Annotated in this window: 10 protein-coding genes; 5 read left to right on the top strand and 5 right to left on the bottom strand. The window is 68.7% G+C overall.

Annotated features, from left to right (window positions below; genetic code table 11):
• Positions 1–56: 56 nt before the first annotated feature.
• A complete protein-coding gene (locus JNB_RS17120) occupies positions 57–713 on the bottom strand; it encodes a response regulator transcription factor (RefSeq protein WP_009777782.1) in 657 nt (218 codons plus the stop codon).
• Between the two features lie 161 nt (positions 714–874).
• Between JNB_RS17120 and JNB_RS17115 the strand changes: the two genes are divergently transcribed.
• Positions 875–1,753 (top strand): hypothetical protein, encoded by an 879-nt coding sequence (locus JNB_RS17115; RefSeq protein WP_009777781.1) that lies wholly within the window; start codon positions 875–877, stop codon positions 1,751–1,753.
• A 125-nt stretch (positions 1,754–1,878) separates the two neighbouring features.
• On the opposite strand, the gene groL is transcribed toward JNB_RS17115, so the two are convergent.
• Both groL and groES read right to left on the bottom strand, forming a co-directional pair.
• The gene (groL, locus tag JNB_RS17110; RefSeq protein WP_009777780.1) at positions 1,879–3,504 is read right to left on the bottom strand and encodes a chaperonin GroEL; all 1,626 of its coding nucleotides are present in this window, start codon (positions 3,502–3,504) and stop codon (positions 1,879–1,881) included.
• A gap of 165 nt (positions 3,505–3,669) precedes the next feature.
• Complete coding sequence (gene groES, locus JNB_RS17105) at positions 3,670–3,963, bottom strand: co-chaperone GroES (protein WP_009777779.1); 294 nt, start codon at positions 3,961–3,963, stop codon at positions 3,670–3,672.
• 264 nt (positions 3,964–4,227) lie between these two features.
• Between groES and JNB_RS17100 the strand changes: the two genes are divergently transcribed.
• The 3 genes from JNB_RS17100 to JNB_RS17085 all read left to right on the top strand — a co-directional run bounded on the left by JNB_RS17100 (position 4,228) and on the right by JNB_RS17085 (position 8,562).
• Complete coding sequence (locus JNB_RS17100; RefSeq protein ID WP_040885142.1) at positions 4,228–5,061, top strand: GNAT family N-acetyltransferase; 834 nt, start codon at positions 4,228–4,230, stop codon at positions 5,059–5,061.
• A 71-nt stretch (positions 5,062–5,132) separates the two neighbouring features.
• A complete protein-coding gene (locus JNB_RS20685) occupies positions 5,133–7,238 on the top strand; it encodes a SpoIID/LytB domain-containing protein (protein ID WP_009777777.1) in 2,106 nt (701 codons plus the stop codon).
• A gap of 85 nt (positions 7,239–7,323) precedes the next feature.
• Positions 7,324–8,562 carry a class I SAM-dependent methyltransferase gene (locus JNB_RS17085; protein ID WP_009777776.1) on the top strand — a complete coding sequence of 413 codons (1,239 nt, stop codon included), beginning with the start codon at positions 7,324–7,326 and terminating at the stop codon, positions 8,560–8,562.
• A 63-nt stretch (positions 8,563–8,625) separates the two neighbouring features.
• On the opposite strand, the gene JNB_RS17080 is transcribed toward JNB_RS17085, so the two are convergent.
• Positions 8,626–9,456 carry a PfkB family carbohydrate kinase gene (locus tag JNB_RS17080; RefSeq protein WP_009777775.1) on the bottom strand — a complete coding sequence of 277 codons (831 nt, stop codon included), beginning with the start codon at positions 9,454–9,456 and terminating at the stop codon, positions 8,626–8,628.
• A complete protein-coding gene (locus JNB_RS17075) occupies positions 9,456–10,430 on the bottom strand; it encodes a nucleoside hydrolase (protein WP_040883951.1) in 975 nt (324 codons plus the stop codon). Before JNB_RS17075 ends, JNB_RS17080 begins: the two co-directional genes overlap by 1 nt.
• Positions 10,431–10,468: 38 nt before the next feature.
• On the opposite strand from JNB_RS17075, the gene JNB_RS17070 reads away from it, so the two are divergent.
• Complete coding sequence (locus tag JNB_RS17070; protein WP_040883950.1) at positions 10,469–11,767, top strand: glycoside hydrolase family 3 N-terminal domain-containing protein; 1,299 nt, start codon at positions 10,469–10,471, stop codon at positions 11,765–11,767.
• Positions 11,768–11,770: the final 3 nt, after the last annotated feature.

Below are 11,770 nucleotides of genomic sequence, written 5' to 3'. Positions count from 1 at the left end.
CGTGCACGACCGACGCGCGCGTCACCACCACGGCGGTCGGCGGACCATGCCCTTCGTCATCGAGGCGGACCCGTCCGATCGCCCATCTCCTGCTCCGCACCATGCATCGCCAGCTCGATCCGCGATCCCACGTTGAGCTTGTTGCGGATGTTCTGGATGTGGTTCTTGACGGTGTTCTGGCTGATGAACAGCTGCGCGGCGATCTCCTTGTTGCCCTTGCCCTGCCCCACCAGCTGCAGGACCCCGAGCTCGCGATCGCTGAGCCGAGGGGTCGTCGACTCCCCTGGCGTCTGCCGGGGCTGCGACAGCTCGCGGATCAACTGACTGCTCATCCCCAGAGGGATCAGGGCCTGACCCCGGTGGGCCAGGCGCAGCGACTCGATGATCTGCTGTGCAGGGAAATCCTTGAGGAGGTAGCCACTCGCGCCGGCCGCCATCGCCTCGACCAGGTCCCCTTCGTCCCCGGAGCCCGTGAGGATGAGGCTCTTCGTCCGCGGGGCCCTGTCACTGATGGCCCGGCACGCTTCGATCCCGCTGTGGCGAGGTGGTCGATGGCCGAGGATGACCACGTTAGGGTCGAGGTCCACACACTTCGCGACGGCCGCGGGAAGGGACCCGACCTCGGCCACGATGTCGATGTCCGGCTCGTCACCCAACACGGTCAGCATTCCGCTTCGGTAGAGCTCGTGGTCATCCGCAATGACGATCCGCATTCGTTTCGCCCTCTCCCCTGACATCTCACTGTGTGCGGCCAACTCCGAGTAGCCACGTCGTGGATTTTGGACGCTACGTGAGGGCGCCACACACACGGGAGGTCCGTGTGTGTGGAGTCAAACGCCGGGATGAGGCACGACCAGCGGCTATTTTGACGCGCATGGACCGCAGACCGTCGACGCGCACCAGCGACTTCGCTTCGACCCTCGATGCAGCCATCCGGGAGCGCGGCCTCACTCTCGCCGAGCTGCGGCGACGCCTGGAGCACCTGGGAACCCCCATCAGCGAGAGCGCTCTGAGGTTCTGGCGCACGGGAGCACGACGCCCCGAGCACCGGCACTCGCTCGACGTGCTCGACAATCTGGAGGACATCCTTGGACTGGGCAGGGGTGACCTGACCGCTCGCCTCGGACCCTCGCGTCGACTGCGCCGAAGCCGCGCTGATGCCACCGACAGCATCGCGGGCACACCCGGCGTCCTGCAGCCACTCCTGGAGACGATTGGCTGCGTGGACCTCGCCGAGCTGGAGCGGCTGAGCGACAGTGTCGTCATCGAGATCGGGGCTGATCGGCGCATCCGGTCCGCCTCCAACCGGAGCCTCTGGCGATCTCGTGTCGAGGGCGGCCGCCGCCTCATGGTCCCCTTGTCGATCGACAGCCCGACCGAGAGCCGACCGACCATCTCGGTGAGGGGTGCCGAAGAGGGGCGTTGGGCCTACGACTCCGCGACGGGCTGGGCGGTCTGGGAGCTGTTGCTGCCGCGCGGTCTCGCGATCGGAGAGACCGCCGTCGTCGAGTACTCGTGCACCGACATCGTGGACACCGAGGACGTCACCCACTTCGCGTGCTCAGCCGAGAGGCGGTTGGCTCATGCGGGGCTGTGGGTGCGCTTCGACGGCGACCCCCCACGGTGGAACGAACGGATCGAGGAGGACGACACCGGCTTGTCCACCTCCGTCATCTCACCCATGGGGAGTTCTGTCCACCGCACGGTCCAGGACTTCGGCCCCGGCCTCTTCGGACTCCGCTGGACCTGGTGACACGACGGCGGCGTCGTCGCAACGCGGCACCACCCGAGAAACGCGTATGCCGCGTGCTCCCCCTGTACGGGAGCACGCGGCATACGCGTTTGTGATCAGAAGCGCTGGGGCTTCACGGGTTCAGCTCAGTGGCTGTGGCCGTGACCGCCGCCGTGGCTGTGACCAGCCCCGCCGTCCTCGTCGACCTTCTTCTCGACGACGAGGGTGTCCGTCGTGAGAACCATGGACGCGATCGACGCTGCGTTGCGCAGGGCCGAACGAGTCACCTTGACCGGGTCGATGACGCCGGCCTTGATGAGGTCTTCGTACTCACCGGTCGCGGCATTGAGGCCCATGCCCGGCTCAAGCTCGGAGACCTTGGCGACGGCGACGTAGCCCTGGAGACCGGCGTTCTCGGCGATCCAGCGCAGCGGCTCGGCCGCGGCCTTCTGCACGATGCTGGCGCCGACCTTCTCGTCACCCTCGAGACCGAGCGTGTCGATGACCTTGACGGCCTGGATGAGAGCGGAGCCGCCACCGGCGACGATGCCCTCCTCGATGGCCGCGCGGGTCGCCGAGATGGCGTCCTCGATGCGGTGCTTCTTCTCCTTGAGCTCAACCTCGGTGTGGGCACCGACCTTGATGACGCAGACGCCACCGGCGAGCTTGGCGAGGCGCTCCTGGAGCTTCTCGCGGTCCCAGTCGGAGTCGGTGCGCTCGATCTCGGCCTTGATCTGGTTGACGCGTCCATCGACCTCGGCCGAGTCGCCCGAGCCGTCGATGATCGTCGTGTTGTCCTTGGTGACAACGACACGACGGGCCTGACCGAGAACGGTGAGGTCGGCCGTGTCGAGCTTGAGCCCGACCTCTTCGGCGATGACCTGACCACCGGTGAGGACGGCAATGTCCTGGAGCATCGCCTTGCGGCGGTCGCCGAAGCCGGGAGCCTTGACGGCCACGACGTTGAACGTGCCGCGGATCTTGTTGACGACGAGCGTCGACAGGGCCTCGCCGTCGATGTCCTCGGCGATGATCACGAGCGGCTTGCCCGACTGGACAACCTTCTCGAGGATCGGGAGGACGTCGGCGATCGCCGAGATCTTGCCCTGGTTGATGAGCACGTAGGCGTCCTCGAGGACAGCCTCCATGCGCTCGGGGTCGGTGACGAAGTAGGGCGAGATGTAGCCCTTGTCGAACTGCATGCCCTCGGTGAACTCGAGCTCGGTGGACGCGGTCGAGGACTCCTCGACGGTGATGACGCCGTCCTTGCCGACCTTGTCGAACGCCTCGGCGATCGTGGCGCCGATCTCCTTGTCCTGAGCGGACAGGGAAGCGACAGAGGCGATCTCGTCCTTGCCGTCGACCTCGCGGGCCGTCTCGAGCAGCTTCTCGGACACGGCGTCGACTGCCTTGTCCATGCCGCGCTTGAGCCCGGCCGGGGCCGCACCGGCGGTGACGTTGCGCAGGCCCTCGTGGACCATGGCCTGGGCCAGGACCGTCGCGGTCGTCGTGCCGTCACCGGCGACGTCGTTGGTCTTGGTCGCGACCTCCTTGGCGAGCTGGGCGCCAAGGTTCTCGTAGGCGTCCTCGAGCTCGATCTCGCGAGCGATGGTCACGCCATCGTTGGTGATCGTGGGGGCGCCCCACTTCTTGTCGATGACGACGTTGCGGCCCTTCGGGCCGAGCGTCACCTTGACGGCGTTGGCGAGGGCGTCGACGCCACGCTCGAGCGCCTTGCGGGCGGAGTCGTTGAACTCCAGTTCCTTGGCCATGAATGTCCTTGTCTAATCGTTGCGTCTGCGCCCGTGGTGGCTCTAGCAGCCATCGACGCAGACGCAAGCAGTGGTGGTGATGCGCGTATGCCGTGAGCGCACCATGGGAGGTGAGCCCACGGCATACGTGGTGGTTCAGAAAAGCAACGCTCGCTCAGGCTGTGATCAAGAAACGATCGCGAGGACGTCGCGAGCGGAAAGGATCAGGAACTCCTCGCCGCCGTGCTTGACCTCGGTGCCGCCGTACTTGCTGTAGATGACCTTGTCGCCGACGTTGACGTCGAGCGGGACACGGTTGCCGTTGTCGTCGATGCGACCGGGGCCAACCGCGAGGACCTCGCCCTCCTGGGGCTTCTCCTTCGCGGTGTCCGGGATGACAAGACCGGACGCCGTCGTCTGCTCTGCCTCGAGCGACTTGATGACGATGCGGTCCTCGAGCGGCTTGATGGAAACCGACACTGTGTGACCTCCCCTTTGGGATGAGTCGAAGGTGGACAATTGAGCTGCAAAATGTGCGCCGAACTGTGGAACCAACACGCCGTCGCGGGGGTCGAGTCGGTCCGCCTGCGCTGGCACTCACACAGGGCGAGTGCCAATGGTCCAAATCTAGGTCGCCGTTAGCACTCGGTCAACTCGAGTGCCAAAAGTTCTCACGGTGTTCGCTGTCGGCAGAGCGTGCGTAAAGGGATTGCGGTGACCGTCTGCGAGCGCAAGGGTCGGGGCATGACCGAACCTGATCCCGCCATCCTGCTCGAGGCCTACGACAGCCAGCTCCGCCGTGACGCGGAAGTCCCCTCCGCGCTGAGCACCACGGCACTGGGGCCACTGCTGCTCGCGACCTACCTGGGCGGAAGGGGCTTCATCACCTATCGCGACCTCTCCAGCGCGAGCGGGCCGGCCACGGAGGAGTCGGTGCGTGGGCTCGTGGCGGCGGCGGTGGAGCACTACGGAGCGATGCCCGAGATCCTCAAGGTCGAGTGGAAGACGCGCGGCCACGACCACGCCCCGGGCCTGCACGAGGCGCTGCTGGCCGCCGGCTTCGAGGCGCAGGAGAGCGAGTCGGTGATGATCGGCGACGCTGCGTTGCTCGCCCTCGAGCTCGAGGTGCCCGAGGGCGTCACGATTCGCCAGGTCCACGACGAGGCCGATGTGCGAGCCATGGTGCTCATGCAGGGCGAGGTCTTCGGCGATGACGAGGCCGAGACGGACGCGATGTACGAGGAGATCATCCATCGACTCCGCACGGCCGACGACATGGAGATGTGGGTCGCCGAGGAGGCCGGCGAGATGGTGAGCGCTGGCCGGCTCGAACCCGTCGAGGGCACCGACTTCGCCGGGATCTGGGGTGGGGCCACCCGGCCGGAGCACCGTGGCCGCGGGATCTACCGGGCACTGACTGCAGCTCGAGCGCGGTCGGCCATCGCCCAGGACAAGCGGTGGATCAACAGCGACTCCACCGAGTTCTCCCGACCCATCCTCGAGCGATCGGGCCTCGTCAAAGTGTCGACGACGACGCCCTACGTGTGGAAAAGTGCCAAGAGCACCACTGCCACCTGATCGACTCGGGGGTGTGGCAGGTACTCGCCATGACTCTGTCGCCGCCGCACCACTTGGGGAATGCTGATCCTATGAACCGTCTGACCTCGATCGCGGCTGCCGCGGTCCTCCTTGCCGCACCGATGACCGTTGTTGCGAACGCCTCGTCCGCTGCCCCGCGAGGCACGACCGCGCCGGTGGCTTCGACCACCGCGGCGAAGCCGGCCGCGGACACGTTGGCCACCCAACGCGTCGCCGAGGACGCGACGCCTGAGGCGGGAGGCAAGACGGCGGCGGCAAGCACGGGGCCGGTCATCGGGCTAAGCGGGCGCGGCTTCGGGCATGGGCGAGGAATGTCGCAGTGGGGGGCGCGCGGCGCCGCCAGTCAGGGCAGGACAGTCGCGCAGATCCTCGACTTCTACTACCCGGGGACGACCTCCGCCAGCATTGGCAACCCGCAGGTGCGCGTTCGCCTCAGTGCACTGGGCACCTCAGCCACCTCGGTCTACGACGAAGCCGGCCTCACCCTCACCGACGGCACCTGCACGGCGGCGCTGACGCAGCCGGGCGCCACGGAATGGCGAGTCCAACCCCTCAGCGGTGGGAAGTGGAACGTCCAGAGCTACTACCCCAACGTCAACGGGTTCGTCGGGTGGTGGAACTACCCGACGACGTGCCCGGGCTTCGGCACGGCCGCGGACCTCACCTTCGTCGGTGACGGCTCCATCGGTTCCTCCGTCCTCAGCGTGAGGACGCCGTCGGGCAAGCGCCAGTACCGCGGCGGGATCCGCGCGGCGCAGGACAACCGACCCGGCCTCGTCGGGTTCACCGCCACCATCAACGTCGTCCTCATGGACAGCTACCTCCGGTCGGTCGTCCCCGCAGAGATGCCGGCATCATGGGGCCTCGAGGCAGTCAAGGCCCAGGCCGTCGCTGCGCGGACGTATGCCGCAGCGCGACTGGGCAGTCCCTACACCTCTGACATCTGTGACACGACGTCCTGCCAGGTGTACCCCGGCCTGACGAGCGCCAACCCCGAGCACCCGAACTCCGACGCGGCCGTGGCCGGGACCTCGGGCCAGATCCGCAAGTACGGCACCACTATCGCCAACACCGAGTTCAGCTCGACCAACGGTGGTCAGATCGTGGGCTCCGGTGTGGCCTACCAGGTGGCCAAGGCCGACCCCTACGACGGGGTGTTCGTCGATGCCCCCGACACGTGGACCTACCTGACGATGCCGGTCAGTGCCATCACGGACAACTGGTCATCGATCGGACAGTTCGTCTCGATGAGCATCGGTCGCGACGGCAAGGGCGCCTTCTTCGGCGGGCGGGCCGACACCATCGTCCTCAACGGCACGGCGACCTCCGTGGCTGTTGGTGCCGAGACCTTCCGCACCAGGCTCAACCTGCGGTCCACCTATCTCATCCCGCTGGGCTCGTCGGTCGGCACCGACTTCGCCAGCAACGCGTTCTCGGACCTCATCGCCCGTGACTCCTCAGGGGTCCTGTGGAACTACCCGACCGACGGTCGCGGTGGCTGGCTCGCACGCACCCCGATCACGTCGGGCCACCCCGCCGTGCCGGAGATCCTGGCGCCGGGAGACTTCTCGGGTGACGGTATACCCGACCTCCTGCGCCGATCCACGACCGGAACGCTGACGCTCGACCGCGGGACGGGTACGGGCACGATCGCCTCCAGCTCGACCGTCGGTTCGGGATGGCAGAGCTTCACCGCGGTCATCGCGCCCGGCGACCTCGATGGCGACGGCAACGTCGACCTCCTCGGCCGCGACGCGACCGGCACCTTGTGGCTCTACCCCAGCACCGGGACCGGGTCCTGGAAGTCGCGCGTGAGCAAGGGCGCCGGCTGGGGCGGGTTGCGCGAGCTCGAGGCCATCGGCGACTTCGACGGTGACGGCGGGACCGACCTCATGGCCAAGAGCGACGCGGGCGCGCTGTTCCTCCTGCGGTTCTCGAAGACCGGCGCCTACCTCGGGGCCAAGACGATCGGCAGCGGCTTCGCCACCTACTCGGGCTTCACCGGCCTCGGTGACGTCGACGGAGACGGCGCCGTCGACCTCGTCGCCAAGGACTCGGCCGGGGCCCTGTGGGCCTACCGCGGCACGGGCACTGGTGGCTTCGCAACCCGTCTCAAGATCGGTTCCGGTTGGTCGACCCTGACCTTCGGGAGCTGAACCCCTCGCGTCCCCCACGCGTGCGGCACCCGCCCAGCGGATGCCGCACGCGGCGACCCGGAGGACGCAATGAGAAGGTTGCTCCGTGGACGTGAGCACGGTGAGGGCCCTTGCTGCCCCTGAGGGGCAGGAGCTCTTGCGTTCCCTCCCGCCCTACAGCGACTCCGACGTCCTCACGCTCCACGACCGCCTCCGCCGTGCCGGACACTCCTCGGACCTCACGGCTGCTGCGCTGACCCAACAACGGCTGCGCGCGAGGGCCACGGCCAAGTTCGGCGAGTTCGCTGCGGACATGCTCTTCACCCCTGACGGGCTCGAGCAGGCGACCCGCCTGGAGGTCGCCGTCGCTCACGCCCATCGGTTCAGTCGGGCGAGTCTGGCGCAGGTCCATGACCTGGGTTGTGGCATCGGGGCCGACGCCGTGACCCTGTCCTCGCTCGGCGTCACCGTGCGCGCCGTCGACTCCGACCCCGTGACGGCCGCCGTTGCCGACGCCAACCTGCGGCCGTGGCCGGACTCGCGCGCCCGCGTAGGCCACGCCGAGGACGCCGACTTCGGCTTCGACCCGGGACGCAACCGGGTGGGTGCCTGGCTCGACCCGGCCCGTCGCACCCGCGGCGTCGCCGACATCACCGGTCGCACCCGCCGCACCTTCCGCCTCGAAGAGATCTCGCCGTCCTGGGACTACGTGCAGCAGGTCGCCGCAGTCGTGCCCGCGACGGGGGTCAAGCTCAGCCCCGGCTTCGACCACGCCGCGATCCCCAACGGCACCGAGGCCCAGTGGACCTCGTGGGCCGGCGACGTCGTCGAGTGCGCCATCTGGTGGGGACCCCTCGTCATGGCCCGTGGTCGCACCGCGCGAGTCATGGGCCCGGACTCGTCACCGTCCGTGGTCACCGAGTCCATGGCTGACCCCGTGCCACCGACGGCTGCGTCCTTGGTCGACGTGGGCACCTGGCTCCACGACGTCGACAAGGCGGTCATCCGAGCCGGACTCGTCGGCGCCGTCACCCGCAGCACCGAAGGCATGGAGTCCGACGAGGGCACCGGCTACGTCCTCACCTCACGCAACGTGTCGTTGTCCTACACGCGCCGGTATGCCGTCCACGAGGCGATGCCATTCACCGTCAAGAGCCTGCGTGGTTGGCTTCGCGAACACGGCGTCACCGGCCTGACGATCAAGAAGCGCGGGATCCGCCTCGACGACGAGCAGCTGCGCCGCGACCTCAAGATCGGGACCAAGGCCGGCAGCGGCGAGCAGGCCACGGTCGTGCTCACGCGCGTCGGCGGAGCCCCCACGGCCCTCATCGTCTCCCCCGCCTAACCCATCCCTGGCGTCTGCGGATTCGGCGGTTCCGGCAACCACATCCGCAGACGCAAGGTTGGGTCAGAGGGCGGGGTCGGGCTGAGCGCCGACATGCTGGACTGCGGCGGCTCCCGCTGACAAGGCTGCCTCGAGGGCTCCGGCGCGGTCGGCTCCGGTGGCGAGGGCTGCGGCCAGGGCGCCGCAGAAGGCATCTCCCGCCCCTGTGGTGTCGCGCACTGCCAAGTGATCCACCCGGTGTGCCGGGACGGTCTCGCCGTCCCAGGTGACGCCGTTGGCGCCGAAGGTCACGAGCAGTGAGGCGGGTTCGGCGCCGGACTCGGCAAGGGCCACCATCTCGTGCTCATTGGCGACCACCGGGTCGCCGAGCGCGATCACATCGGCCGGGAGGGCGGCATACGGTGCGGTGTTGATGACGACTCGGGCACCGACGTGCGCCGCCCGCCGGGCGGCGGCACAGACCACCGGGAGCGGTACTTCGAGCTGCAGGAGGAGCACGTCACCGGGGCCGAGAGCGTCGACCGCGGCGATCTCGGTGGCGTCAAGGAGGCCGTTGGCGCCGGGGATGACGATGATGCTGTTCTCGCCTCGGTCGTCGACGGCGATGAGGGCGTGACCGCTGGCCTCGCCCGCGACAGTGCGGACGCGGGACACGTCGATTCCCCTGTCGCGCAGGCGTTCGAGATAGGCCGCTCCTCCGCCGTCGTCTCCGACGCACCCGACCATGAGCACCTCGGCACCGGCGGCTGCAGCTGCGACGGCCTGGTTGGCGCCCTTGCCACCGGCCAGTCGGTCCAGCCCTTCACCCAGGAGCGTCTCGCCGGGGCTGGGGTGGCGTTCGACGCGGGTGACGAGGTCGACGTTGAGCGACCCGAGGACCATGACGCGGCCCATCAGTGGGCGCCCTTGATGGTGTCGACCCAGAGGCGGGCGACGCGCGGTCCGTCGATCTCGAGGGCAACCTCGACGTGCTGCGCGTGGGCGAGTCCGTGCGGGTCGTGCTTCATGTCGCCGGACCAGTCGCGGGTGTCGACGATGGTGCGGCCGCGAGTCCACGTGCCGGAGAGCTCGACGCGCACGGGTAGTCGTTCGGTCCGCACGGCCCCGGGATCGATGAGCAGCGCCACCGCGCCGGCGTCGCCGATCGTGGCGCTGTCACTGGTGAGACGCTTGCTCATGAACCGCATCAGACCGGCTCCCAGGGCGCCGGGACCGCGATCGTCGAGGGCAGCGAGCTCGTCTGCGTCGGCGAGGGTGATCTGGGGTCCGTAGAAGACGTCGAGGCCATACATCGTCACGGACACGTCGTGGTCAACGCTCGCGTCGAGCACGATGGCCGTGGCCTCCGGGTCGTGGAAGACGTTGAACTCCGCCGATGCGGTCGCGTTGCTCACCATCGCGCCGCCGCCCATGAAGACGATGCGGCCGATTCGGGCGAACGACTCTGGGTACATGCGCGCGAGCAGGGCGATGTTGGTCATCGGCGCCAGGGGCACGAGCGTGACCGGCGTTCCCTCGGCCGCCGCGACGTCGATCGTCTCGCGCAAGAGGTCGACCGCATGACGCGGGTCGACAGCGCCTCGAGGCGCCGGCCAACCCAGGTCGGCCATGCCGTCGTCACCGTGGACGTGACGCGCGTCGACCGGCCGTTCGAGCAGCGGATGCGACGCCCCGGCACCGACCGGGACCGCGCTCGCGCCACATGCCTCGAGGACGGTGAGCGTGTTGCGGACGACGTCCGGGAGGGGCGCGTTCCCGCCGACGCAGGTGACGGCGCGAAGGTCCAGGTCGGGGTGGAGCGTCGCCAGAATCAGGGCGCACGCGTCGTCGACTCCGGTGTCGACGTCGAGGATCACAGGAAGAGCCATGGGCCGAGCGTATGCCGTGCGTCGGCTAGCGTCGTGGGGTGACTTCCCGCTCCACGACCTCTGCCCGCCGCCGCCTCACCGCCACCGTCGCGATCGCCCTCGCGGGCGTCCTCGCCGCAGGCTGCGGTGGAGGCGACACCCCGGACAGCAACACCTCCAGCAGCCCTGCAGGCACGGGATCGGCAACGGACACCACACCAAGCAGCGCGTCTCCCACGCCATCCCCCTCGGCGAGCGCGAGCACCTCTGCGTCTGGGCCCGCGACGGGCGAACCGGCGAACGTCAGCGCCTGCGCCCGCAGCAAGGCCGACGCACTCACGGAGGAGCAGTCCCTGGGGCAGCTCTTCATGGTCGCGTTCGACACCTCGGCATCCCGCACCGCACTGGACGGGCTCATCGCCGACCAGCACGTCGGCAACGTCATCTACCTCGGCGGCTGGGACGGCGCGGCCCGGGTCAAGCAGACCAGCTCACACCTCCAGGCGCAGGCCACGACTGCGGCGACGGCCGGCATACCCCTGCTTCTCGCCGCCGACCAGGAAGGCGGCGAGGTGCGGCAGTTGCGCGGCGAAGGCTTCTCCAAGGTGCCCTCGGCCAAGGTCCAGGCGCAGATGTCCCCCTCGCAGCTCACCGCCGCCGCCAAGGTCTGGGCCGGCGAGCTCAAGGCCGTGGGGATCAACGTCAACCTCGCCCCGGTCACGGACACGGTGCCCGCCGACATCGGCACCGCCAACGAGCCGATCGGCAAGTACGGCCGTCAGTACGGCTCGACGCCCGCAACGGTCACCAAGGCCTCGACCGCGTTCCTCAAGGGAATGATCGAAGGTGGTGTGATGGGCACGGTCAAGCACTTCCCCGGGCTGGGGCGCGTCCAGAAGAACACCGACTTCAACACGACCGGCATCACCGACACCGTGGCGACGCCCAAGGACCCCTTCCTCGCGCCGTTCACCGCCGGGGTCAAGGCGGGTGCCGGGCTCGTCATGGTGAGCTCGGCTCGCTACCCGGGGCTCGACGCCACGAAGACGCAGGCGATGTTCAGCAAGCCGATCATCACCACCCTCCTCCGCGGCAAGCTCGGCTTCGAGGGCGTCGTCATCACCGATGACATCAACGCCAAGTCGGTGCGCTCGATCCCCGCAGCGAAGCGTGCCGTGGACTACATCTCGGCCGGCGGCGACATCCTCCTCACCGGCGACCCGAAGTCGGTGCCGACGATGGCCAGGGCGCTCGCGGACAAGGCGCGCGCCGACGAGGCCTTCGCCACCCAGCTCGAGTCCTCGGTGCTGCGCGTCATCGCCCTCAAGGAACGCATGGGCCTCGTCACCTGCAAGTGAGCG

The organism is Janibacter sp. HTCC2649, from assembly GCF_000152705.1.
Taxonomy (GTDB): Bacteria; Actinomycetota; Actinomycetes; order Actinomycetales; family Dermatophilaceae; genus Knoellia.
The sequence above is the reverse complement of the archived record's forward strand: the minus strand, read 5'-3'. Positions and strand labels throughout refer to the sequence as shown.

Excerpts from the sequence above, each read along its gene's own strand:
- JNB_RS17120 (WP_009777782.1), bottom strand. The coding sequence starts at position 713 with ATGCGGATCGTCATTGCGGATGACCACGAGCTCTACCGAAGCGGAATG.
- JNB_RS17080 (WP_009777775.1), bottom strand. The coding sequence starts at position 9,456 with ATGGGCCGCGTCATGGTCCTCGGGTCGCTCAACGTCGACCTCGTCACC.
- JNB_RS17115 (WP_009777781.1), top strand. The coding sequence starts at position 875 with ATGGACCGCAGACCGTCGACGCGCACCAGCGACTTCGCTTCGACCCTC.
- groL (WP_009777780.1), bottom strand. The coding sequence starts at position 3,504 with ATGGCCAAGGAACTGGAGTTCAACGACTCCGCCCGCAAGGCGCTCGAG.
- JNB_RS17075 (WP_040883951.1), bottom strand. The coding sequence starts at position 10,430 with ATGGCTCTTCCTGTGATCCTCGACGTCGACACCGGAGTCGACGACGCG.
- JNB_RS20685 (WP_009777777.1), top strand. The coding sequence starts at position 5,133 with ATGAACCGTCTGACCTCGATCGCGGCTGCCGCGGTCCTCCTTGCCGCA.
- JNB_RS17100 (WP_040885142.1), top strand. The coding sequence starts at position 4,228 with ATGACCGAACCTGATCCCGCCATCCTGCTCGAGGCCTACGACAGCCAG.